Annotated in this window: 23 protein-coding genes; 12 read left to right on the top strand and 11 right to left on the bottom strand. The window is 40.4% G+C overall.

The window, feature by feature from the left end:
• Nucleotides 1-258: 258 nt before the first annotated feature.
• Nucleotides 259-1,389 carry a murein transglycosylase A gene (gene mltA / locus C9J38_RS14720; RefSeq protein WP_107207741.1) on the top strand — a complete coding sequence of 377 codons (1,131 nt, stop codon included), beginning with the start codon at nucleotides 259-261 and terminating at the stop codon, nucleotides 1,387-1,389.
• Between the two features lie 121 nt (nucleotides 1,390-1,510).
• Nucleotides 1,511-2,320, top strand: coding sequence for a tRNA cyclic N6-threonylcarbamoyladenosine(37) synthase TcdA (tcdA, locus tag C9J38_RS14715; RefSeq protein WP_045084836.1), 810 nt, complete (start codon nucleotides 1,511-1,513; stop codon nucleotides 2,318-2,320).
• Between the two features lie 84 nt (nucleotides 2,321-2,404).
• Here tcdA and csdE read toward each other — a convergent pair whose 3' ends face one another.
• Both csdE and csdA read right to left on the bottom strand, forming a co-directional pair.
• Entirely contained in the window at nucleotides 2,405-2,839 is a 435-nt protein-coding gene (gene csdE, locus C9J38_RS14710; RefSeq protein ID WP_105060883.1) for a cysteine desulfurase sulfur acceptor subunit CsdE, read from the bottom strand.
• A gap of 23 nt (nucleotides 2,840-2,862) precedes the next feature.
• A complete protein-coding gene (csdA, locus tag C9J38_RS14705) occupies nucleotides 2,863-4,083 on the bottom strand; it encodes a cysteine desulfurase CsdA (RefSeq protein ID WP_107207740.1) in 1,221 nt (406 codons plus the stop codon).
• Between the two features lie 363 nt (nucleotides 4,084-4,446).
• Here csdA and C9J38_RS14700 point away from each other — a divergent pair, with 363 nt between their 5' ends.
• Genes C9J38_RS14700 through C9J38_RS14680 form a run of 5 tightly spaced genes read left to right on the top strand, consistent with a single transcriptional unit; the run spans nucleotide 4,447 to nucleotide 8,579 of the window.
• Nucleotides 4,447-5,367, top strand: a complete 921-nt coding sequence (locus C9J38_RS14700) for a transcriptional regulator GcvA (RefSeq protein WP_005371607.1) — start codon at nucleotides 4,447-4,449, stop codon at nucleotides 5,365-5,367.
• Nucleotides 5,348-6,025 (top strand): alpha/beta family hydrolase, encoded by a 678-nt coding sequence (locus tag C9J38_RS14695; protein WP_107207739.1) that lies wholly within the window; start codon nucleotides 5,348-5,350, stop codon nucleotides 6,023-6,025. The genes C9J38_RS14700 and C9J38_RS14695 overlap by 20 nt, the downstream gene beginning before the upstream one ends.
• Before the next feature lie 25 nt (nucleotides 6,026-6,050).
• Nucleotides 6,051-6,410 (top strand): DUF423 domain-containing protein, encoded by a 360-nt coding sequence (locus C9J38_RS14690; protein ID WP_039872794.1) that lies wholly within the window; start codon nucleotides 6,051-6,053, stop codon nucleotides 6,408-6,410.
• A gap of 10 nt (nucleotides 6,411-6,420) precedes the next feature.
• On the top strand, nucleotides 6,421-7,506 hold the full coding sequence (gene rlmM, locus C9J38_RS14685) for a 23S rRNA (cytidine(2498)-2'-O)-methyltransferase RlmM (RefSeq protein ID WP_107207738.1): 1,086 nt from the start codon (nucleotides 6,421-6,423) through the stop codon (nucleotides 7,504-7,506).
• A gap of 56 nt (nucleotides 7,507-7,562) precedes the next feature.
• Complete coding sequence (locus tag C9J38_RS14680; protein ID WP_107207737.1) at nucleotides 7,563-8,579, top strand: hypothetical protein; 1,017 nt, start codon at nucleotides 7,563-7,565, stop codon at nucleotides 8,577-8,579.
• A 67-nt stretch (nucleotides 8,580-8,646) separates the two neighbouring features.
• Here C9J38_RS14680 and xni read toward each other — a convergent pair whose 3' ends face one another.
• The 5 genes from xni to queF all read right to left on the bottom strand — a co-directional run bounded on the left by xni (nucleotide 8,647) and on the right by queF (nucleotide 16,066).
• Nucleotides 8,647-9,420 (bottom strand): flap endonuclease Xni, encoded by a 774-nt coding sequence (gene xni / locus C9J38_RS14675; protein WP_107207736.1) that lies wholly within the window; start codon nucleotides 9,418-9,420, stop codon nucleotides 8,647-8,649.
• Between the two features lie 74 nt (nucleotides 9,421-9,494).
• A complete protein-coding gene (ppnN, locus tag C9J38_RS14670) occupies nucleotides 9,495-10,868 on the bottom strand; it encodes a nucleotide 5'-monophosphate nucleosidase PpnN (RefSeq protein WP_107207735.1) in 1,374 nt (457 codons plus the stop codon).
• 271 nt (nucleotides 10,869-11,139) lie between these two features.
• Nucleotides 11,140-12,699, bottom strand: a complete 1,560-nt coding sequence (locus C9J38_RS14665) for a GGDEF domain-containing protein (protein WP_107207734.1) — start codon at nucleotides 12,697-12,699, stop codon at nucleotides 11,140-11,142.
• A 123-nt stretch (nucleotides 12,700-12,822) separates the two neighbouring features.
• On the bottom strand, nucleotides 12,823-15,102 hold the full coding sequence (locus C9J38_RS14660) for a tetratricopeptide repeat protein (protein WP_107207733.1): 2,280 nt from the start codon (nucleotides 15,100-15,102) through the stop codon (nucleotides 12,823-12,825).
• A gap of 115 nt (nucleotides 15,103-15,217) precedes the next feature.
• Nucleotides 15,218-16,066, bottom strand: a complete 849-nt coding sequence (gene queF / locus C9J38_RS14655) for an NADPH-dependent 7-cyano-7-deazaguanine reductase QueF (RefSeq protein WP_107207732.1) — start codon at nucleotides 16,064-16,066, stop codon at nucleotides 15,218-15,220.
• Nucleotides 16,067-16,155: 89 nt separating this feature from the next.
• Between queF and syd the strand changes: the two genes are divergently transcribed.
• A complete protein-coding gene (gene syd, locus C9J38_RS14650) occupies nucleotides 16,156-16,710 on the top strand; it encodes a SecY-interacting protein (RefSeq protein ID WP_107207731.1) in 555 nt (184 codons plus the stop codon).
• 3 nt (nucleotides 16,711-16,713) lie between these two features.
• The gene (locus tag C9J38_RS14645; RefSeq protein WP_107207730.1) at nucleotides 16,714-17,490 is read left to right on the top strand and encodes a Zn-ribbon-containing protein; all 777 of its coding nucleotides are present in this window, start codon (nucleotides 16,714-16,716) and stop codon (nucleotides 17,488-17,490) included.
• A gap of 38 nt (nucleotides 17,491-17,528) precedes the next feature.
• Here the strand turns inward: C9J38_RS14645 and C9J38_RS14640 are convergent, their stop codons facing one another.
• The 4 genes from C9J38_RS14640 to C9J38_RS14615 all read right to left on the bottom strand — a co-directional run bounded on the left by C9J38_RS14640 (nucleotide 17,529) and on the right by C9J38_RS14615 (nucleotide 21,603).
• Nucleotides 17,529-17,801 (bottom strand): hypothetical protein, encoded by a 273-nt coding sequence (locus C9J38_RS14640; RefSeq protein WP_107207729.1) that lies wholly within the window; start codon nucleotides 17,799-17,801, stop codon nucleotides 17,529-17,531.
• A gap of 31 nt (nucleotides 17,802-17,832) precedes the next feature.
• On the bottom strand, nucleotides 17,833-18,063 hold the full coding sequence (locus C9J38_RS14635) for a DUF2789 domain-containing protein (RefSeq protein ID WP_005371635.1): 231 nt from the start codon (nucleotides 18,061-18,063) through the stop codon (nucleotides 17,833-17,835).
• Nucleotides 18,064-20,229: 2,166 nt separating this feature from the next.
• Nucleotides 20,230-20,544: a DUF3301 domain-containing protein gene (locus C9J38_RS14620; protein WP_107207728.1), complete on the bottom strand. Its 315-nt coding sequence runs from the start codon at nucleotides 20,542-20,544 to the stop codon at nucleotides 20,230-20,232.
• Between the two features lie 18 nt (nucleotides 20,545-20,562).
• Nucleotides 20,563-21,603: a DUF3549 family protein gene (locus C9J38_RS14615; protein WP_198038459.1), complete on the bottom strand. Its 1,041-nt coding sequence runs from the start codon at nucleotides 21,601-21,603 to the stop codon at nucleotides 20,563-20,565.
• Nucleotides 21,604-21,789: 186 nt separating this feature from the next.
• Here C9J38_RS14615 and C9J38_RS14610 point away from each other — a divergent pair, with 186 nt between their 5' ends.
• From C9J38_RS14610 to C9J38_RS14600, 3 genes are all read left to right on the top strand, one after another.
• Entirely contained in the window at nucleotides 21,790-22,110 is a 321-nt protein-coding gene (locus C9J38_RS14610; RefSeq protein ID WP_105060868.1) for a YqcC family protein, read from the top strand.
• A 9-nt stretch (nucleotides 22,111-22,119) separates the two neighbouring features.
• Nucleotides 22,120-22,857 (top strand): tRNA pseudouridine(65) synthase TruC, encoded by a 738-nt coding sequence (gene truC / locus C9J38_RS14605; protein ID WP_105060867.1) that lies wholly within the window; start codon nucleotides 22,120-22,122, stop codon nucleotides 22,855-22,857.
• 91 nt (nucleotides 22,858-22,948) lie between these two features.
• Nucleotides 22,949-23,395: a flavodoxin gene (locus C9J38_RS14600; protein ID WP_107207727.1), complete on the top strand. Its 447-nt coding sequence runs from the start codon at nucleotides 22,949-22,951 to the stop codon at nucleotides 23,393-23,395.
• The last annotated feature ends 16 nt before the right edge of the window (nucleotides 23,396-23,411 follow it).

The raw sequence follows: 23,411 nt of genomic DNA, 5'->3' as shown, positions 1-23,411 counted from the left end.
TGTGAGTTGTTTATTTTTTGTGACGATTTTATTAAATCGCTTGTATGTGACAATAATATGACACTGGATGAATCATTAATAATATAAATATCTATATTCGTTGAATGAAAATGTAAGCACTGCAATGACATTTAGATATAAATATGACTTAAGATTATTGCGTTATATTGTTATTGATTTGCTACTATTGCCTTCATTCACATATATCTACCATATTAGCTGTATCTCGCATTTTAAAATTTTATAGGCTTATCTATCGTGTTACGTAAAGCAGCAATCGCTATTATTATGTTTGGTTTAGTTGGTTGCGCATCGAATAATGATGCACAATCAACCAATGAACAAACCGCTATTCAAAAAAATCCATTAGCTCACCAATATCTTGGTAACTATTTTCCACATGTATTAAATCGTGTTTCAACCATTAAGTCAGATAAGCAGCGCGATTACACAACCTTTGCTCCCCAAGCTGAAATGGTAGTCACACGTTCTCCCTCAATGGCACGCAAATATGGCCCGTTATACAAGCAACTAGAAAAGTGGATCAGTGCGGGTGGTGATCCAAGTAAACTGGCTAGTTACGGTATTGAAGCGGCGCAAATGGGCGGTGGTGATAATAAAGGTAACGTAATGTTTACTGGTTATTATTCACCTGTTATTGAACTTCGTCATACACCAAATGCAGAGTTCCGTTACCCTGTATATGCAATGCCTAAGTGTAATGGTCGTTGTCCATCTCGTGCTGAAATTTACAATGGTGCGTTAAAAGGCAAGGGCTTGGAGTTAGGTTACAGCAAATCCATGCTAGATATTTTCATGATGGAAGTTCAAGGCAGTGGCTTTGTGCATTATGAAGACAATGATCAATTAGAATACTTTGGTTATAACGGTAAAAATGGTCACCGTTATGTGAGTATTGGTCGAGTATTGATTGATCGTGGTGAAGTGCCGAAAGAAAAAATGTCACTGAAAGCCATTCAAGAGTGGGTATCTACCCATAGTGATGCTGAAGTGCGTGAACTATTAGAGCAAAATCCATCATTTGTTTTCTTTAAACCAACGAAAACGTTAGATGTTAAGGGTAGCGCGGGGATTCCGTTGCTTGCTAATGCTGCTGTAGCGGCAGATCGAAAATATATTCCTATGGGCTCTGCGTTGCTTGCAGAAGTACCCGAGCTTGATGCTCAAGGTAACTGGACGGGTAAACACGTTTTACGCCTGTTACTTGCGTTAGACACGGGTGGTGCTGTGAAGAAAAACCACCTCGATCTTTACCATGGTATGGGTAAGCAAGCAGGCACTGATGCGGGTCACTACAAGCACTTTGGTCGTGTATGGCGTTTAGGCTTAGAAGGAACTGCAACACAAGACCCTTGGCTTAAGCCATAGTTTGGTACTGTTAGAAAGCATTTCCAACAAGTTTGAGTGATGCTAACAACTGGACAATCCTATTAAGAGTGCGTATAAAAACGCACTCTTTCTTTATCCATCAGATCAGTGAAGAAATACTATGCGCGAACTTGATACCCCAGCATCCGACAGTTATAACCAACGTTTTGGCGGCACACGTCGTTTATACGGCAATAGCGAAGTAGACATTCTTCGTGCTGCACACGTGTGTGTGATTGGTATTGGTGGTGTAGGTTCATGGGCGGCAGAAGCGTTAGCGCGTTCAGGTATTGGTGAGCTTACCCTGATTGATATGGATGATGTGTGTGTGACGAATATTAATCGTCAAATTCATGCCATGACAGGGACGGTAGGTAAAAGCAAAATTGAAGTGATGGCTGAGCGTATTCACCTAATCAATCCTGAATGTAAGGTCAATTTGATTGACGATTTCATCACACCTGAAAATCAAGCTGAATACTTGTCAAAAGATTTTGATTACGTGCTCGATGCAATAGATAGCATGAAGCCAAAAGCGGCACTGCTGTCATACTGTAAGAGTAATAAAATTAAGGTGATCACCACAGGTGGTGCTGGCGGTCAAATGGACCCAACACAAATTCAGATCGCTGATTTGACCAAGACAATCCAAGATCCATTGGCGAAGAAGTTACGTGATACCTTGCGTCGTCATCATAACTTCCCTAAAAACCCAAAACGTAAGTTTGGTATTGATTGCGTATTTTCAACAGAGCAACTGAAGTACCCACAAGCCGACGGCTCTGTGTGTGCAGTAAAAGCGACAGCAGAAGGGCCCAAGCGTATGGATTGCGCGAGTGGTTTTGGCGCGGCAACCGTTGTGACTGCAACGTTTGGTTTTGTCGCGGTATCACAAATATTACGTAAGCTTATCGAAAAACATAAACAGTAATCGATAGGCAGTGACATGAAAAAGGCAGATCATATGATCTGCCTTTTTTGTTGCTGTGCTATTTCTAGGACTGATAAATCTTGTTTAGCGTGCGAGTTGTTTTATTTGCTCAACAATCGCTTTTAACCCATTGCCACGAGACGGACTCAAATGGGCAATTAAACCGAGTGAATCAAAGTAGCCATCAATATCAAATTCACTGATCTCTGTACGCGTTTTACCGTGATAAGCGGCAAGTACGAGTGTTATTAAGCCGCGAACAATACGCGCGTCAGAATCAGCTTGAAAATAAAAGTGATCGCCAACTTGCTGGTGGCGAAGCCAAACTTGCGATTCACAACCACTGACTTTTAACTGCTCATCTTTGTCTTCTTCTGCCATTACCGGCAGTTTCTTACCTAGCTGAATGACAGTACGGTAGCGATCTTCCCAGCCTGAAGCGTTTTGCATTTGAGCCACAATGTCTGTATCTGAAATGTCGGTGCCGAAAGGGTGATGGGGAAGTGTAAGTTCAGTCATAGTATTCAATCCAGATAACCGCATTAAAGTAAATCACAAGCTTTATGTAGTGCAGTGATAAAGCGCTCTACATCTTGCTCGGTGTTATAAAGCGCTAATGATACGCGTAATGTTCCTGTTAAGCCTAGTGCATCAAGCATGGGATGTGCACAGTGGTGACCAGCACGCAGCGCGATATTTTGTTGATCTAATAGGGTCGCAATATCTTGATGGTGCACCCCATCAACCACAAAAGAGAATAAACTTGCCTTCGGTTGTAATCCTATAATACGTAAGCCATCAATATTTTTAATGCCTTCGATGGCTTTGTGGCGCAAGTTTTCAATATGTACTTCAGCGCCTTGTCTATCTAGTTTCTTGAGCCAATTAATTGCTGCGGCTAACGCTAAACATCCCGCTACATTTGGGGTGCCAGCTTCAAATTTACCCGGTAGTGCAGCGAAAGTTGTACCTTCAAAAGAGACTTTTTCCACCATTTTACCGCCGCCGTGCCAAGGTGGCATTGCTTCAAGTAGCGCTTGCTTGCCATAAAGAACGCCAATACCAGCCGGGGCATAAATTTTATGGCCTGAGAACACATAGAAGTCAGCATCAAGTGCAGTGACATCGATATCTTCATGAGCAATACCTTGTGCGCCATCAATTACAGCAATGGCGTTGTGCTGGTGAGCTGCGTGAATGATTTCTTCAATTGGGTTACGGGTACCCGTAACATTGGTAATGTGGGCGACTGCGACGATTTTTGTTTTATCCGATAGGAGCGAATAAAACGCATCTAGATCTAAAGTACAGTCATCGCGCATCGGGATTTTAATGACGCGTGCACCGGTTTCTGCCGCTATCATTTGCCATGGCACGATATTGGCGTGATGCTCTAATTCACTGACTAGAATTTCATCTCCTGCCGTTAGATTTGCGCGGGCATAAGTTTGAGCAATTAAATTTAATGCTTCTGTTGCGCCACGTGTCCAAATAATTTCTTTGCTGTGCGCTGCGCCAATGAAGTGTTGTACGGTTTCTCTTGCTTGTTCAAAGCGCAGCGTCGCATTTGCTGTGAGGCTATGACTGCCACGATGCACATTGGCATTATAACCACGATAGTACTCAGTGATTGTATCAATAACCACGGCTGGCTTTTGTGCGGTTGCTGCGCTGTCTAGGTACACTGGCGGTAATTCACCATCTGTGTGTTGCAAGGCAGGGAATTGAGCCAAAATAGTTGAGATATCAAATTGAGAGGTCATGGTTGTTCACATAGCTAAGATTGAACGAAGGATCATGCTAATAAATAAGTCAGAGAGCAAGTATTGATGGCTTTATATTGATAAAAAAATAGCACTGCGTTGGGGCGCAGTGCTAAAAATAGCTTTGACTTTATAGTCAAAAATACAGGAAATAAAGGATGGTTATTCCATCCGTCCGAAAGGATTCGGATAATATGCAAACACAACACGCAATATTGATTAAGCTGGTTAGCCAGAGGGCAAAGAACAGAGGATTAAATCAATATTGCGTAGAGATAATAGGGTTTCTCTAGTAGTTGAACAATGGACAATTTATAATGTTCAGGATTAAAAAAACTAATGCATTAAATAGTCGAGAAAAGTATGTCTAGACGTTTACCTCCGCTCAACTCATTAAAGGTGTTTGAGGCGGCAGCAAGACACTTGAGTTTTACTCGTGCTGCTGAAGAATTATTTGTTACTCAAGCCGCAGTTAGTCATCAAATTAAAGCGTTAGAAGAATTTCTAGGCTTAAAGTTATTCCGCCGTCGTAATCGTTCTCTATTGCTAACAGAGGAAGGACAGGGCTACTTTCTCGATATAAAAGATATCTTTTCAGCGATATCTGATGCGACTGATAAGGTCTTGGAACGAGGTGCTAAAGGTGCATTAACCATTAGTTTACCTCCTAGTTTTGCCATCCAATGGTTGGTACCACGTTTAACCGATTTTAATGAACAACACCCTGATATTGACGTGCGTATTAAGGCGGTCGATTTAGATGAAGGGTCGCTCACCGACGATGTCGATGTGGCGATTTACTATGGTCGAGGTAATTGGTCTGGCCTGCGTGCCGATAAATTATATCAAGAGTTCATGATGCCTGTTTGTTCGCCAATGCTGCTGACAGGGGCGAAACCGCTGCGCACATTAGATGATTTAAAGCTACACACCTTATTACACGATACTTCTCGAAAAGAGTGGAAGAATTATGTTCGTCATTATGACGTGCAAGGGGTTAACGTTAACCAAGGGCCTATTTTTAGTCACTCAACCATGGTGCTACAAGCTGCGGCTCATGGCCAGGGAATTGCGCTGGGAAATAATGTATTAGCGCAACCAGAATTAGAAGCTGGGCGCTTGGTGTGTCCATTTGATGAAGTGTTAGTGAGTAAAAACGCGTTCTATTTTGTTTGCCAAGAGCGCCAAGCTGATACTGGGCGAATTCAAATATTTAGAGATTGGGTGTTAGCCAAAGCACGTCGTGAACAAGAGGATATGCCTGATGTCGAACTTAGCCAGTGAATACATAATTAACGAACCTAAATCAGGTATCGCTGTAGCAACATTTTTGTTTGCTCATGGTGCAGGGGCGGGAATGGATCATGCTTTTATGATGGCAGTCGCTGAAGGTTTAGCGCTGCAAGATATTCGGGTAGTACGGTTTAATTTTCCATATATGGTTATACGTGCTGAAGATGGTAAAAAGCGACCGCCTGATCGCCAACCAAAACTGTTGATTGATTTTCAACGTCATATCGAAACCTTTGCAGGCAGTTCGTTAGTCATTGGCGGTAAATCAATGGGCGGTAGAATGGCGAGTATTATGGCAACAGAGGTTGCCGCTCAAAGCCCGGATGTAGAAAACTGCGCAGCGAAGGTGAAAGGCGTAGTGTGTTTAGGTTTTCCTTTTCATCCACCGGGGAAACCTGAAAATTTTCGTGGTGATCATTTGGCGTCGATTACGGTACCCACATTGATCCTACAAGGTGAGCGAGATACGTTTGGTACTAAAGCAGAAATAGCACAATGGGCGTTTTCTCCCAATGTCGAGGTTGCGTTTCTTCCTGACGGTGATCATAGTTTTAAACCGCGAAAAGCCTCTGGTTTTACGGAAGCTAACAATATAGCAACGGCCATTGAGCGATTAGCGCGGTTTATTAAGGAGTGCTGTGGTGACTGAACCATTACAAAACCGAACGCGTTGGATGCTCTTTGTCGCGGCAATGAGTGGTGCATTAACGGTGGGGTTAGGGGCATTTGCTGCACACGGCTTAAAGCAGCATTTATCGCCTTATTTACTCGATGTATTTAAGACTGGCGTACAATATCAAGCGTGGCATACATTCGCGTTATTGGGTTGTGGAATATTGACACGCTTTTTGTCTTCAAAAGCTGTATCATACGCCGCTCTGTTTTTCACCCTTGGTATAATCTGTTTTAGTGGCAGTTTATATGCATTGGCATTAACAGGCATTAAGTGGTTTGGTCCCATCACACCGATGGGCGGAGTATGTTTTATTATTGGCTGGGTAATGCTTGCAGTAGCAGCCTGGCGTTCAGCTTGAGGGTTCCAACGTGAATCATGTTTTATTGTATTGTCGTCCTGGCTTTGAAAAAGAATGTGCAGGTGAAGTTCAAGACAAAGCAAATACGCTGGAATTGTTTGGTTTCCCTCGGGTAAAAAACAATTCAGGTTATGTGTTATTTGAATTTTATCAAGCAGGTGATGCGGATAAATTTATTCAGCTACAACCATTTTCACAGTTAATCTTCGCACGTCAAATGTTTGCGGCATCACAGATGTTAACGGATTTACCGGCTGATGATCGTATTTCTCCGATCTTAGAAGTGATTGGTGATGACTTCCCACGTTGTGGTGATCTCCGTGTTGAAACACCTGATACCAATGAAGCGAAAGAGTTATTAAAATTCTGTCGTAAGTTTACGGTGCCACTTCGTCAAGCAATGCGTAAGCGTGAGATTTTATACGCGAAAGATAACAACAAAAAGCCTGTGCTACATGTGTGTTTCGTCGCACCGGGTTGTTGTTTTGTAGGTTATTCATATACATCGAATAACTCACAGTTCTTTATGGGCATTCCCCGCTTAAAATTCCCAGCAGATGCGCCAAGTCGCTCAACGTTGAAATTAGAAGAAGCATTTCACGTATTTATTCCTCGCCACGAGTGGGATGAGCGTTTAGCGCCAGGTATGTGGGGGGTTGATTTAGGTGCTTGTCCTGGTGGTTGGACATATCAATTGGTGAAACGCTCGATGTTCGTTCACGCGATTGATAATGGCGCAATGGCACAAAGCTTGATGGATACAGGTCAAGTTAAATACCATGCCGTTGATGGTTTTAAATTTGAGCCAGCACGTAAAAATGTTACGTGGATTGTTTGTGACATGATTGAAAAGCCAGCGCGTGTGGCTCACTTAATGGGTGAGTGGTTAATTAAAGCGTGGGCAAAAGAAGCGATCTTTAACTTAAAACTACCTATGAAAGGTCGTTATGATGAAGTGCTTCAAGATATTGAAAACCTGAAAGTATTTCTTATTCAAAATGGTGTGAAGTTCAAGCTACAGGCTAAGCATTTATACCATGATCGCGAAGAGATTACGGTTCACATTCAGCGTCTAGATACACGCTCTCCACACTAAAATAGATTCAAAAGATAAGCCAATTTTGCTTGGCTTATCTTTTATTGGGGATATTTATGACCAAAGAAACCTCACATAAAACAAATTTAGTCTTTTTTTATTCAGAGGGTGCTCCCAATGATAATGCTTTAGACTTATGTGAAAATAAGCAGTTAGTGCTAGATGCCGCGAAAGATCATGTTGATAATATTAGTTACTACACGCCTAAAAAGTTAAGAGATCTTGGATTTGAAGGTTATGTAAGAGAATATGATAGTTCTGGTTTAGTCTCTCAAAACCCTGGAATGTCTAAAATTGGTTTTTGTGCTTGGCGTCCACTTATTTTATTGCTTGAAATGGAAAGGATGAATGAAGGTGATATCTTAATTTACCGTGATTCTAATATTCTTAAATATAGAAAGCTATCTAATTATAATGATATTAAAAATATTGCGGAGCAATGTTTAACATTATGTGGGTTTGATTTTTTTATTCCTCATCATGATTCTTTAATAAAAAACCGAGAATTAACTAAAACAAATATTATTAGAGAACTCGGAGAGGATAACTTTTTTTCATATGAATACCCTGCACTGCAGGCTGCGTTTATTGTAATAAGAAAATCGGAAGCCTCCATACAGTTGTTACAAGAGTGGCTTGACGCGTGTAGTAACGAAGAGTGGATAAACGGTAAACAGTATGGTGAGTTAGATTCGCAATTTCACCACTCTACACCTGAACAAGCAATACTGAGTATAATAATTGCAAACTGGGTAAGGAAAGGAATTCACAATATACCTGTGACTTACCCTTTAATATCTATTAGAGCAGGTAGAGATATAAATAAGATTACTTTTAGAACCGACTTTTCATATCTAACTATTTTAAATAAAAGTAATGCTGAGTATATTAATCTACCCAGCTATATAAATAAAAAAAATATTAAAGGGTTACTTGAATTTTCAAGTACATTAATATCAAATTTTCTTTTAAAGAAAAATTACGAAATATTAAAATCATATAATAAGATTAAACCTAGCAAAAGTATCAATGATAAAATTATCTCTCTTAGAGAAAAGCTGGGTAAAGAATAATAATTCTTTAATCATAAGCTATCACATATTATTAATATGATAGCTTATGATATTTAGTATGTTTTATTTATTGTGGCATGATATAACGAATATCTTGTAGGTTAAAACCTAACTCTAAATCAGTTTTTAAACTTGATACCGCTTTACTTGCAAGTGCCACATCGTGGTGACCATCAATTTTCTTTTTCCATTTAGCAGGCAGATCATTTGCTGCCAAAATAGTTTCTAGCGTTGGGTATAGGTTGAGTAACTCTACAGCGGCTTTAGGACCGATACCTGCAACACCTGGGATCTTACTCGAACTTATCCCAGCAAGTCCCCAATAATCCGTTAGCTTATCTGGCGCTACGCCATATTCCTTTTCAATAAAAGCACTATCGAGCCAGCGTTCTTGGAAGTAATCACGAATGCGCAGCGTCGGTTGTAATAACTGGCAGTAACCTTTATCCGTTGAAATGATGGTGACTTGCTCACCACGAGAGGCGACTTTAAGCGCAAGGGTGGCGACGAGATCATCGGCTTCATCACCATCAGAGAGCAGTGAATCAATCCCTATCTCCATAAAAGCATCTTGAATAATATCCATCCCCGTCATGAGCTCATCAGGCATGGGTTTTCTTCCTTCTTTGTAGTGAGGAAGAAGCTCAGCTCGCCAGCCACGATCATCACCATGATGATCGAATACTGCCACAATATGGGTTGGTTGGCTGATCTTGATGATTTTTTTCAGTGCTCGACAACAAGTCTCAGCTGTCGCTTTTACATCAGGTTCACCGGGACGAGCCGCATGAACACGACGAATGAGATTAAGAGCATCAATAACAACAAGGTGGATAGCCATAAACAAATTCTTTGTAAATAAAAAGGAGCACTAAAGCTCCTTATTGTACGCAATTATAATCATCGATGTTGTGATTATTTTGTTGCTTTATCGGCTGTTATAATTTCATAACAAGGCTCATATTTACTGCCGGGTAACTTCATTCGTTGCTGTTTAACGAAATCCTGTAACAGCTTATCCATCCGATCCATTAAATATTTATCACCATCAATTTTGAAGCGGCCATGGCGTTCAATTTCATGAATACCTTCTTCTTTAACGTTACCTGCGACAATGCCAGAGAAAGCTCGGCGAAGGTTGGCTGCCAGTTTATCAACGGGTTGATCCATATGCAGATCCAAATTTGCCATTGCTTCATGAGTGGGGGCAAAAGGCATCTGAAATTCTTCAGGGATCTTGAGTGACCAATTAAAGCAGTAAGCATCTCCGATTTCTCGACGATGTTCTTTAACCTTGGTCATGGCGGTTTTCATAACTTTTGCGACTTGTTCAGGATCGTCAATGATGATCTGATAATGCTTGGTTGCTTCTTCGCCTAAAGTATTCTGAATAAAATCATCAAGCGTACGGAAGTAATCTTCACTTTCTTTCGGCCCTGTTAATACTACCGGCATCGGTTGTTCGGCATTTTCAGGCTGCATCAGCACCCCTAGAATATAGAGCAATTCTTCCGCAGTACCAGCGCCGCCCGGGAAAATAATAATACCGTGTCCAACGCGAACAAAAGCTTCTAGGCGCTTCTCAATATCAGGCAGAATGACTAATTCATTAACGATTGGGTTTGGTGGCTCTGCGGCAATAATTGAGGGTTCCGTTAACCCTATAAAACGACTGCTGCCATAACGTTGCTTCGCATGACCGATAGCAGCGCCTTTCATTGGCCCTTCCATTGCGCCAGGCCCACAACCGGTACAGACATTGAGCTCACGAAGACCAAGTTCATTACCCACTTCACGGGTGTATTGGTATTCAGTAGGGTTGATAGAGTGACCGCCCCAACAAACAACAATATTGGGATCTTCACCAGCATGAAGGGTACGAGCATTACGCAATAAGCTAAAGACAAAATCAGTGATGTGTGGCGCACTACTAAGATCTATATCGTTACGACGAGCAACATGCATATCGACATAAATAATATCGCGCAATACTGAGAACATATGCTCTTGAATACCCGTAATGATCTTTCCATCTACAAACGCATGCTCAGGTGGGTTGACCAACTCTAACTTGATACCACGTTCGCGACGTTTTAGGTTGATATCAAAATCTTTGTTTTTTTCTAATAGCTCTTTTGAGTTATCGGTATGGCTACCGGAATTCAGTACTGCCAGTGAACAGTTACGATATAGGCGGTATAAGTCACTGGAAGCGGTTGCTTTTAAGCTATCAACTTCTATTTGGGAAAGCAGGGACATAGCCCCAACAGGACTGATATGTGTGATCATAGTAACCTCCCTGGAAACAATGAAAGCTCAGTTTGGTTCTTGCTATATGCGAAAATCAAGCAGAGTATGTTGATGATTTTGAGGTTATTCCCCCATCAGGTATCTACGATAGAAGGTGTTTGGAGGAAGCACTAAAATAGTGTTTGTTTTTATTACCATACACAGTGAATATGCATTTGACTAGATGTTAATAAAAAAAATCAGACGTCTGTTTTCACTATCATATTACGTTTTAAGAAAGGTATTTAAGCAAAAGTGTTTGCTTAGCGTTTTAAGAGATCCAAATTAAGCGATTAGTGCCAGCACTTTTTGCGCTTGCTAATGCTTTTACGGTTCGCTCGATAACAACATGATGGTCATCATTACCTTCAAATAAGGTCGCGCCGATAGAGACCGAAATAGACAGGTTTTGGTCTTTAAATCGGAAGGGGAGTTGGCTGATAGCCTCTCGAATATTAGCAAGCTTTTTATTGCGAGTTTGTTCATCACAATCTGGCATGATAAGCATAAATTCATCGCTGCTAAAACGTGCTAAATAATCCGTGTCAGATAAACATTGTTGAATTTTTTTAGCGATAATTTTTAATGCTTTATCACCAGCAAGGTGACCAAATTTATTGTTGATCTCACCGAAACTATCAACATCAATAAGCGCAACAGGTAGTGCATATTCATAACGTTTCCAGTTGTGATATTCATGCTCAATACGATCCATAAATGCATTACGGTTATAGGCTAGAGTTAATGAGTCTCGTAGCATGCTTTGTTCTTGATCATGCAGACGTTGACGATAATTATGGGTTTGTTGGATCAACTGTTGAATTTGTTTTTCGTTATGTTGCTGTTGCTCAATCAGTGCTCGCTCTCGTTCTTGAAGTGCGATATTTCTTTCAACAATGCTGTCTATCTCGTTTGCAGCAGCATGAAGCGTTGGACGTTTATCTTCAAGGTTGGCGTTATCAGATAAGCTTATTTTTAGTTGTTGGGTAACCTGTGATAATTCGTTATCCAACTCGCTTCTGTGTTGATGTAATATGTGCGATTTGTCTGCAGTTTGATGGGTATCTTTGTGCAGTTCGGCTAAGTCACTATTAATATTATTAAGAAAGCTTTGTGAAGCTTGGCGTTCATACAACGTGGCATCTAATATCAAACGCAATACTTGGAACTGAATTTTTGTCAGTTGTTGAGTATCAAGCTCGTTGTTAAGTTGAGATTTGATCTCAATCAGCTGATTACCATGCTCACCGTTAAAATCTATTTCAGTAATAAGATGTTGTAACTCGGCAACTAGCTCTAGATGATGCGTCGACTTTTCTACAACGTCTGCTGGATGGGTAACTTTGGTCGCAGAACCTAGTTTTATCGTTCGCTCATAAAGTTCTAACAAACGTAAAATACGGCGATGGTTGTCGAGTAAAACACCTGAGTCATGGTTCAGTACGGCGCGTAGATCACGTCGTAACTGAACAGGTAAATCACGGTGGCGAGAAAGCGTTTCTCCCGCTTGATGAATTTTTTGATTTAAACGTAGATTCTGTTTATGAACAATATCAGCTTGTTGATTAACTAAACGTTCAATAACAGCTAAGCGAGGGATAAGTTTACTGATATCTGTCGGTTGTTCTAACTCGTGACGAATACTTTCTAAACGCTCATCGAGTTCAGAATTTATTCCTTTACAAGCGATAACTAATCGTGTGATGAGGCGTTTTAAGATCACGATTTCACGGCGTGATTTTAAAGAGGCATCACGATAAGAAAGTTGAGCTTGATCTAAGCGTTGCTTCAAGTTACTCACTTCAGAAACAACCGAATTAATATCTGTCACAGGATTACGTATTCATCATTAGCATTAATATCTATCTTCTTCATTGAGCGTTTATTACCTCAATCCCTTAAATTTACACGTATCTCAACTATTTTCGACATTAAAAAAAAAAGCTTGAGTAACTTAACTTACATTTATGTCAGTACTGTGATCATTATTCCAGATAATATCGGATTTGGATGAGCTTCGTACTTTCACCAGCCCTTTATCAATGCCTTCAATGCAAGATCGACGAATGTCACCACAGACAAAGCTGGCTGCCGGTGCGGCATCGATAGCGCATAAATGTACCCAATGGCTACCCGGTTCGCTGTCATTCATTTTCACTCCCGCATTGACTGCCATCAATAAGATATCAATAAGCTCTTGATCATTAATCGCCGTATAAGCGCGGGGCAAGAATGGGTACTCTGCCATACCGATTTGAATATCATTATTGAGATTGTTTTTAAGCGCATAGTTATCAACAAGTTGCTGTAATGAATCAGCTAATTGTTTAGGATCGCAACTTAACCGTGCGTTCGGCTCTATATATAAGAACATGGCATCGGAGAAGTGATAGATCCTCGCCGGTTCTAACACTTGTTCTTGTAAATACAAACCAAAGGCCTTTTCGGCATCTAAGCCTTGCTTATAGCCTTGCTCTAAGTAAATTCGCTTTAAACAAGAGACTTCAAATAACGCAAAGCGTAATCGGTCACTTAGCGGTTCATTGATGATTTCACCTAAGTGCCACTGCTCAAAGTTAGCACTACTTTGCTGAAGTGAATTTGCTAAACGTGCATTGAGCATCCGTAAATTACGTAGACCACTACGGGGATGGGTATAATAATCCGTTCGCAGTTGCGCTAGTTGTTGCTTAAGTTGTTTATTCAGATGTTGGCGGCGAAGTAATAGCAGAAGCATAAAGGCTAAAACCCCAATTAAAACCATGGTAATTTTTTGCTGTTTATATAAGGCTTTTTCACTTTCAAATTGTTCACGCTCCATCTCTTCAAGCTTAAGCGAGCGTTCCATCATTTTTTGTTGTTGTTTAAATACTTCAACATTACTTCTTGCAATACTTTCTTGTTGGCCAGCATATAACTGTTCATAGCGGCGCTGACTTAATAACGCGTTGTAGTAATCATTTTGTTTTTCAAAGGCCTCAGAAAGAATGGATTCACCCAGGAGTTGTAATTTGACCGCGCCAATACGACTGGCTGAAATTAAACCTGCTTGAAGAGAGGTTACCGCATCATCGAGTTTGTTTTCAGCAAGCTCTAATTGACCTTGTAATATTTGGCTTTCAGCTACAATGTTTTCATTACCGGTTTGTAGCGCTAAGTTACGTGCCTGTACGATATAAGCTTCTGCTTTGGTGTAGTTGTATAAATGCAAATACACGCGAGCAATATTTAGACGTAACCGTGCGGAGCGAACATCGTGGTCAAGTTGGTTTTCTTGATCTAGCGCGTTGAAATAGTGAACCAGCGCTAAGTTATAACGCCCTTGTTGTTCATAAATAGAAGCAATTAATGTTAATGTCTTAGCTAGTTGCTGACTGCGCTTATAGCGCTCGAAAAACTCCCCCGCTTGGGTGGCATGATCGAGTGCTTTATCAAACACTTTTCGTTCATCAAATAATTCAGCTAAATAATAGTTAGCTTGGGCTATTTGTCCTTGATCATCCGTTTCTACCGCTAGCCAATAACCACTAAGTAGACGATCGAGTGCCATATCATAGTGGTGATGCTTTAAATAATGTTGCCCCAGTTTCAATTGGTAATTAATGAGCTCGTCTTGATCATCTAATGCCACTAAATAACCTTTGGCTTTGATATACAGTTTTTCTGCTTTTTCATCAGCACCAATACTTGATTCAATGTTGGCACGTAACATTAATGAACGATATTTAAGGACTTGAAGTTGCTTCGTTAGCTTGAGTGAGGGAGCTTTACGACTTTCAGTATCAATATTATCGAGCATTTTTAATGCAGTAGTGCTATTGCGAAGGTTTTCCCAATAGAATGTAGCTAGCAATAACTGGCTTTCATATAAAGGATAAATAAGGTGATGTTCAGTTGCGATTTTTTCAGCTTTTTTGATAACACCAATAGCTTGTTCTGAACGCTGCAAAATCGAGAGCGCTTTAGCTTGAATTTGGAGTGCATTCACCGTATTTAATGGTGTTCGGATAGTATGATCACTTTCTTCATTGATATGCACTCTAGCTGGGTCTTGAGGTTTACTTAAGCGACGTTGGCTAAGGTATTTTTGGGTGATAGAAAGTGCTCGCTCAGGCTGACTAAGTAGCAAGCTGTTAGCTTCAGAAAGCATCGGGACGGTGTAGGTTTTTGCTTGCAGGCTGAAAGAAATTGAGAACACAAAGAGAGCAGTGCAAAGCAAACGGCGAAAAAACATATCATCCCAATACAACAAAAAAAGAATAGGGTTGATTTTACTGGCTTAAGGCATCAAGTCCAGCAAAGACAGGTTTTTTGCTGGACTTAATGTTGATTTCGCTAACAGAGTCTAATTACTGGCGAGCGAGACGGAAGTTGTCGCTAGGTGATTTACCCATATTGGTACGATAAGGGTTAATATCTAAGCCACCACGGCGTGTATAACGTGCATATACCGTCAATAATTCGGGTTTACAGTATTTCATAATATCACTGAAAATACGCTCAACACATTGCTCATGGAATTCATTGTGATTACGGAACGAAACGACATAACGTAGCAATTTTTCACGATTAATACGTTTGCCTTTATAAGCAATACGAACACTGCCCCAATCAGGCTGGTTGGTGATCAGACAGTTTGATTTTAATAAATGGCTATGTAGGATTTCTTCTACTTCTTCCTCCTCGACACCATTTTCAAGTAGTGCAGGGTTGAAGTCATAATCCTCAATTTCGATATCTTGATCATCAATACAAGTACCAAAGAAGTTCACGATAGGTTGTTCGCTAAAATCTTCTAACGGTTGAATCGTGACATCAACATCAGCACCTACACAACGTGACAGATCAATCTGCAGTGTGTCTGCGATACCTTGCCAACTTTCAAATCGTGTTTGATTAAAGCTATTAAGGTAAAGCTTGAAAGATTTAGATTCAATCAAGTTTGGACTTGAAGCTGGTAGACGTACTTCACCAATGGCAACTTGTGGTAGACCTTTGCTATTTAACCATGACAATTCGTACAACGTCCAAATATCATAGCCAGTGAAAGGGAGTGCATCATCACTAATATTGAGATCAGTACGGTTTAGGCTTCTCGGCACTGCTTGTAGTAGCGATGGGTCGTACTGATCTTTATACTCTGTGGTTTTACCAAGGGTTAAACCAGCTAATTCTTTAGCGTCTTTATATTTACTCATACTGTCTATGACACTCTTGGATTAGAATTGATAGTCCGTAAAAACGGTTTTCAAGTCTAAAGTTTACTGAATCTTTAATGAGGTTGCGAATGAATCATCCAGTTACCTGTGCTTTATCTGATTTTTCTTCTCGTTATTTGCAAGCATGGTGTGATGCAGATCGCGGTTTTCCAGAAAGTCAGGATCTTGTTGGCTTAGATTCACCTTGCGTTGTTCATGACTCTGGCGATGCTGTGACATGGAAACCTGAACTAAGAACCCCAATGGGGCGTTTAGATGGGGTTGAAAAAGGCATTGAACTGACATTGCATGACGATATTCATGCGTTTTACTGCTCACAGTTTAGTGGTGATATGCAGGCAAAATTTGGTGATATTGAGTTGGATTTACTACAAGCTTTTAATGAAGATGATATAGATCGTTTACAACAAAATATTTTAGGCCACTTAGTGACACAACGCCGTTTAAAGCTAAAGCCAACCGTCTTTATTGCCGCATTAGAAGCTGAGTTTGAAGTGATCTCTATCTGTAATTTAACGGGGAATGTCTTACGAGAAACGCTAGGTAAAGATATTCGTGAAGTGTTAGCGGTTAATGTTGAAGAGTTCTTAACTCAGTTAACCCCCGTAATAATAGAGGAATAAATAGTGTACGTTGTAGAGTTACAGTTTGAGTGTTTTGATAATACAACGCTATCACGTGTGGATCGTGCCATTAATGGATTAATGGATGATTTACGTTATAACGGTCAAGTGCTAGGACGTGAGTTTCCGATTACGATTGATGATGGGATTTTTCGTGTACGTGCCGTATGCCCTGAAAAAGACAGTCTGCATCCCAAGTACAATAGTGAACAAGTGACACGTTGCATTGAAAAGTTGAGTGATGCTTGTTTACTGACACCAAAAATAAAAGTGTTAGGTGTTGATTTAAACTCAGAAGCGGCAGCTGAGCAGAGTAAGCCATCATGGCAAGTGCTTTATACAACTTATGTACATACATGTTCGCCGTTACGTAGTGGTGATTCATTATTGCCGATCCCACTCTATCAGACAGGCGCCCATCTTGATGGTGATTATAAAGCACTGGTTAAATGGCAAACAGAATGGCAAGCCTTTGATGAAATTCAGATGGCAAATAAGAGCCAACCTGCAATAAAAGTGGCACTAGATGAAATTGGTGAGGTTGATAGTGAACTATTTTCTCGTGGTGAGAAATTACGTGAACAGATCGAATCAACAACCCAGATCCCTACTTATTACTACCTCTATCGTGTGGGTGGAGAAAGTCTCGAGAGTGAAATAAACCGAACATGTCCTAAATGTGATAATGATTGGCGTGTAGAGGATCCTTTACATGGTTTATTTCATTTCAAGTGCGATAAATGTCGATTAGTTTCAAACTTATCGTGGAACTATCAATAATATAAAAGGCTCCTGATTTGATCAAAGGAGCCTTGTTATTATTGCTGAGCTTCTAATTTAGCTAAGCGAGTTGAAAGTGTGATGATTTGTTGTTCGAGTTGAGTGATACGTTCATCAGCGGTGAGCGCTTTGGTTTGCTTTTCAATCGTTGGCACTTTGGCATTTTTTTTCCATGCTTGAAGCGCTTTGATAATAACCGGGATCGGTAGAGGGCTCGCTAATCGTGACTTTATTAATGCAACAGAAGGCTCTTTTCCCTCTGAGATTAAAGAATTAATTGCGTTTTCTAATTCTTGGGTAATTGTCGACATTGTTTTAAGTATCCTACATATAACAACGCATTTACTTTCTCAGTAAAGCATCAAGTTGATCAATCACTTCGCACCAGTCAGCATCTTGTTCTTGGCATTCCTTTATAAATCGACGTTGTATAACTGAGAAAAAAGGTGCTTCAGCAATATTCTGATGTTGGGCTAGCTGATGTTGGATGATAAATGATTGTATAAACTCATCTGAATTATTAAGTCCTAATTGGCTGAATAAATGAGATAAATTGTGCTGAAATTGTTCCATCATCGCTTCCTCATAATCATGACCGAGATATTAAGCAAAGTATAGTGTATTCAAACTGTCTTTTTTACTATTCCTGTTGTGAGAGATCGCTTACAACAGCGTGAGAAAACAATCCTACAAACATAACACTTATCGTTACTTAACTTACTATCTTATTGATTTTAAATGTCTTATTTATTGATGTTTATTTTATCAAAAAATATTTTATAAATAATTGCTAGCGCTTTATTGTTTAAAAAAGCAAATCGCGTAATCTTATTGGTGTCGGAAGGAACTGACGGAACGGAACAGGAATATACTACAGGATGTAGTGGTCTCAGGATGAGAGGTTGATAGGCTAGGATGGTTTATCAAACAAGGACTGTGAAGGGAACACTCTAGGATAGAGTTCGGTAAGCAGGATGTTTACCAGTCAGGATGACAAAAGGAACACTTCAGGACGAAGTAAAGGACACCTCCAGGAAGGAGAAGAGAGTCATAACAGGATGTGGTGACGGGTTAGGATAACCAAAGGAACAACTTCAGGACGAAGCGCAAGGACAATGCTGAAGGAATCGGCAGTCAAAGGAATGAGGCAGGGAGCACTATAGTAGCGGGAATGCTGCAAGTAAGACCTAAGGGCGTGGCGAAAGTCACGCCCTCTCTTTTTGTTTAAAGGAAAATATCTTTGTTCCTTTTCCTCCTATTTATACTGAAAGTTGTTTTTATAGCGTAACGTATATGTCGATTTATGCGTAAAAAGATTAAATATAAAAGAATATTTCAGTTTTTATGTCGTTAATCTCTTGTTTCGTTGTGCGAGATCTCTTACAAAGGCGTAGGATATCTGTCGTTTAAGCAGTGTTTGATGTCTTCCTTATGCTGTTAAGTGTATGATTATTATTACCTTATTTTTTTGTGACTGTTTGGTTTATTTTTAATAGAAAATAAATGTATTTCGGTGTCTGTGTTTATTAAGGTGATTGGCGTAATATTAATGGTGTCGGAAGGAACTGACGGAACGGAACAGGAATATACTACAGGATGTAGTGGTCTCAGGATGAGAGGTTGATAAGCTAGGATGGTTTATCAAACAAGGACTGTGAAGGGAACACTCTAGGATAGAGTTCGGTAAGCAGGATGTTTACCAGTCAGGATGACAAAAGGAACACTTCAGGACGAAGTAAAGGACACCTCCAGGAAGGAGAAGAGAGTCATAACAGGATGTGGTGACGGGTTAGGATAACCAAAGGAACAACTTCAGGACGAAGCGCAAGGACAATGCTGAAGGAATCGGCAGTCAAAGGAATGAGGCAGGGAGCACTATAGTAGCGGGAATGCTGCAAGTAAGACCTAAGGGCGCGACGAAAGTCGCGCCCGCTCTTTTTTATGCCTTTCTAACTTTTCATATCTCTTTTTTATACTTCTTTTAATGCGTTAATCTCACATTCAACGCCTCTCTTCTCTCTATTTTGTCTTTATTTTTATGCTTCATCGCTTTTTATCTATTCACTTTGTAAGAGATCTCTTACATCACTGTGGGATTAATTCTTTTTTTTAATCGTAAAAATAGTAATTGGAAATAGATTATTATTTAAGATCAATTAGTTAGATTGGCGGTTGGCGATTTAATAAAGAGTCTTTATTTTTCATAATCTATATATATGTTGTTCATGATTACTAATCTAGTAATATCTACCTTGTCGAAAGGGAACGGCATTAGGAAACGGAACAGCTAAGGATTAGCTACCTCAGGATGAGGATAGATAGCGGAGCTATCTAACAAGGATTGTGCAGGGAAAACTACAGGATGTAGTGAGGTAAATAGGATATTTACTGGTCTGGATGACATGGAACACTTCAGGATGAAGTTTAGGGACAGCGCTCTAGGATGGAGTGAGTGGAACACTCTAGGATTGAGTAGGGATTAATCTTCATTGATGAAGTCAGGAACAGCTTTAGGATGAAGTAAAGGACACCTCCAGGACGGAAGAGAGAGTCAATATTGGAATATTGATGGGTCAAGGAACTACCGAAGAGCAACTCTAGGATAGAGTTTGGAGCTACACTGGGGATTTAAGTATATCAAGGATTGATGGCAAGGAGCACCATAGTAGCGGGAATGCTGCATGTAAAGCCATAGGGCGCAACGAAAGTTGCGCCCGTTCTTTTTATCACTATAAAAAATTAATACTCTTCACCCTCAGGAAGACGATGAGGGGGAATATAAAAATGGCTTGCTCTAAGTCGCTTCATTTCTAAATAACCTTGATAGGCATCATGCCCGTCGGCAGAGAACTCAAAGACAAAGATAGTACGCCATCCCCATTCTCCACGATGATCTTTGATTTTATGTGTTCCTCTCGCAAAGCTCAGTAATTGCAGTCCCATATTTTTACAGCGTTGCTCTATAAAATATTGCGCTAGCTCTGTTTGTCGTCTTTGCTGCCAAAATAAAAAACCGATGATAGCGATAAGCAGTATTCCGAATAAATTGTCCAAATTTTTATTCCTATTCTCTTATTGCCCACGAGCATGTTGCTGTAATTTCTCAATCGCGGCGACTAAAGCAGGTTCAGCTTGACCATGTAATACTTGAAGCATGGTGCCGCGTAATACAGGAAGCATAACTAAATCTGCAAATAATTGATTGAACAGTGCTTGATCGTTTGTCTCAGCAAGGCGTAATAAAAATCTTGCAGCGTTGTCTGTTGTTAATAGCCCCGACCAGCATCGACCAGCAATAGCGATTAACACTTCGCGGTGACACAATTCAGGTTGGGCTAAAATACTTTCAAGAGCAGGGTTTAAGACTTTGCTATCACTGCCAGATATTGCACGGATCAACGCTGAAACTAAAAATAGATCCGGATCTTGGCTATTGATTTCAGCACTTAAATGTTCACTGATACGAGTACTTAAAGGATCAGGTAATGTACAGTGCTCTAAGCAGCCAAGCAGGGCATAAAGTGGCGTCATAGGAAGGTTTGCAATTGCTTTACGAATAAAGGTAGCATTATTTTCTTGCTTCATTCGCGCACAAATATCGGCAATGCCTTGTAAACCAACACCTTGCCACTGTTGCCAATCTAATTTACCGGATAAATATTGCTGAGCATGTTCGTAATATTGGCTTGCTGGTAAATCCAATTGATGACGGATCTGGGCGTGAAAAATAGCCATCTTGTCATCGGTGGGTTTAAACGTGTAAGGATTAGCCGCTAGCTTTTCTTGTTCTTCTTCAGTCGGCTCGCTATTAAGTGTTGCGCCCATCGCTTCAATCACATACTTAATAAAATCACCAACAGCTGCTTGTTTTAATAAGCCACGCTCATCGAGTGGTAATCGAAGAAACCAGATCCACGGTGTATGTTGAGGTTGCCAAAAAGAAATAGCTAAATGCGCATGTTGCTGTAATGGCCATGGATAAGGCTGGCGATTTTCTTCGACAGCTTTAAATTGTGAAACATCAATTTCATTCACACGGCGGCCGAGATCAAAAATGTTGTATTGGCAGCCTGCATTATCAAGTAATTGGGTCAGGGTATGAAATTTATCCATGGTCATATCTGTGCTCCTAAGTCAGAAAGTCAGTATAACTTTTGCGGTGAGCCAAGCATACCTATTAACTAAAGGATTTATTTTGGGTAGGCTAAAGGTTTCATAACCGCGATGCTAAGACGCTTGAATTACTTGGGGCATCTCGTTTCAAGTGCTATTCTGCGCGGCTTACTATCAGGGGGGAAGATGGATAAATATCATCATAGTCAACGTTTACTTGAAGAATTAGAGTTGGTACTACGTCAACATTCTCATTGGCAGTTAACGCCTCCTGATGAGCAGTTACTTACAAGCACTGAACCATTTGCAATTGATACATTAGATTGCCACCAATGGTTACAATGGATTTTTATTCCCAAATTCGGACAACTGATTGCTTTACAATTACCGTTACCAGCACAGTTTGAGATTAGTCCTTATATTGAAGAAGCAATGAAAGAAAAAGTAGGTGTTAACGATATTTTATCGGTCACACGTCAGCTAGATTTACTATTTAAACAACACTGAGTGAATGTAATGGAACTTGAAATTTTATATCGCGATGACTATTTGATTGCGGTTAACAAGCCTGCCGGTATGTTGGTTCACCGTTCATGGCTAGATAGTCATGAGACTGTTTTTGTGATGCAAACATTGCGAGATCAAATTGGCCAGCATGTCTTTCCATTACATCGTTTAGATCGCCCAACATCGGGTGTTTTGTTGTTTGGATTATCCAGTGAGATTGCATCACAAATGATGCCACTTTTTGCTGGGCGCGATATGCATAAAACGTATCATGCCGTGGTGCGTGGTTGGATAAAAGAAGCGGCAGTGCTCGATTATCCGTTGAAGGTTGAGCTTGATAAGATCGCTGATAAAAATGCATCAGAAGAGAAAGAAGCACAACCAGCTGTAACGGCTTACGAGCCATTAGCAACGGTTGAAACAGATATTGCGGTAGGGCGCTACTCAACCAGTCGCTATTGTTTAGTTGAAATGAAACCAGAAACTGGGCGGAAGCACCAGCTACGTCGACATATGCATCATTTAAGTCATCATATTATTGGTGATGTAAATCATGGTGATGGACGCCATAACCGTATGTTCCGTGAACATTATGATTGTCACCGTTTAATGCTGCATGCATCAAGATTACAATTTGATCACCCGATCACAGGTGATTCTATTGATATTCGTGCAGATATTGATGAGACGTGGCGTAAAGTCATGACTGCGTTTAATTGGTCCCCCAATCTATTAGTGCGAGACTAATTGAAGTTTAATTATATCGGATCATAGTGCTTGATTTTTAAGCTTATCATTGCCACATTGGTGATAGTTTATAGTGGCAATGGAGGGCATTATGGCTCGATTAGGTATTTTTATCGGATCTGTTTATGGTGGTGCGGAAGATCTGGCAGAAGCATTAGCAGAGAGTGCGACGTCAATTGAAACGCAGGTCTATTTTGACCCCACGCTAGATGATTTTCTTGATTACAAAGATGATAATGTACTGATCATTTCATCGACAACGGGACAGGGTGAGATCCCTGAAAACTTGTTACCGCTTTATGTTGCACTGCAAGATCAATTCCCTCTTTTACCTCAACAGCAATTTGGTGTGATAGCGTTAGGGGATTCAAGCTATGGTGAAGATCGCTTTTGTGGTGCTGGGCGTCAATTTGATGCGTTATTAGTGGAGTTAGGCGCTAAACCTGTACAAGATCGCCTTGATATTGATGCGGGCATCCATTTTGAGCCGTTAGATGTCGCTAAAGGTTGGTTTGACACCTTTATTGCACAGATATAAAAGAGAAAGCCTGCAG

It is taken from the genome of Photobacterium sp. GB-210, assembly GCF_003026075.1.
GTDB lineage: Bacteria > Pseudomonadota > Gammaproteobacteria > Enterobacterales > Vibrionaceae > Photobacterium.
This window is presented reverse-complemented; position numbering and strand designations above follow the sequence as displayed.

Coding starts and splice junctions, on each gene's coding strand:
- tcdA (WP_045084836.1), top strand. CDS start 1,511: ATGCGCGAACTTGATACCCCAGCATCCGACAGTTATAACCAACGTTTT.
- csdE (WP_105060883.1), bottom strand. CDS start 2,839: ATGACTGAACTTACACTTCCCCATCACCCTTTCGGCACCGACATTTCA.
- csdA (WP_107207740.1), bottom strand. CDS start 4,083: ATGACCTCTCAATTTGATATCTCAACTATTTTGGCTCAATTCCCTGCC.
- C9J38_RS14700 (WP_005371607.1), top strand. CDS start 4,447: ATGTCTAGACGTTTACCTCCGCTCAACTCATTAAAGGTGTTTGAGGCG.
- C9J38_RS14695 (WP_107207739.1), top strand. CDS start 5,348: ATGTCGAACTTAGCCAGTGAATACATAATTAACGAACCTAAATCAGGT.
- C9J38_RS14690 (WP_039872794.1), top strand. CDS start 6,051: ATGCTCTTTGTCGCGGCAATGAGTGGTGCATTAACGGTGGGGTTAGGG.
- C9J38_RS14680 (WP_107207737.1), top strand. CDS start 7,563: ATGACCAAAGAAACCTCACATAAAACAAATTTAGTCTTTTTTTATTCA.
- xni (WP_107207736.1), bottom strand. CDS start 9,420: ATGGCTATCCACCTTGTTGTTATTGATGCTCTTAATCTCATTCGTCGT.
- ppnN (WP_107207735.1), bottom strand. CDS start 10,868: ATGATCACACATATCAGTCCTGTTGGGGCTATGTCCCTGCTTTCCCAA.
- C9J38_RS14660 (WP_107207733.1), bottom strand. CDS start 15,102: ATGTTTTTTCGCCGTTTGCTTTGCACTGCTCTCTTTGTGTTCTCAATT.
- queF (WP_107207732.1), bottom strand. CDS start 16,066: ATGAGTAAATATAAAGACGCTAAAGAATTAGCTGGTTTAACCCTTGGT.
- syd (WP_107207731.1), top strand. CDS start 16,156: ATGAATCATCCAGTTACCTGTGCTTTATCTGATTTTTCTTCTCGTTAT.
- C9J38_RS14640 (WP_107207729.1), bottom strand. CDS start 17,801: ATGTCGACAATTACCCAAGAATTAGAAAACGCAATTAATTCTTTAATC.
- C9J38_RS14635 (WP_005371635.1), bottom strand. CDS start 18,063: ATGGAACAATTTCAGCACAATTTATCTCATTTATTCAGCCAATTAGGA.
- C9J38_RS14615 (WP_198038459.1), bottom strand. CDS start 21,603: ATGGATAAATTTCATACCCTGACCCAATTACTTGATAATGCAGGCTGC.
- C9J38_RS14610 (WP_105060868.1), top strand. CDS start 21,790: ATGGATAAATATCATCATAGTCAACGTTTACTTGAAGAATTAGAGTTG.
- truC (WP_105060867.1), top strand. CDS start 22,120: ATGGAACTTGAAATTTTATATCGCGATGACTATTTGATTGCGGTTAAC.
- C9J38_RS14600 (WP_107207727.1), top strand. CDS start 22,949: ATGGCTCGATTAGGTATTTTTATCGGATCTGTTTATGGTGGTGCGGAA.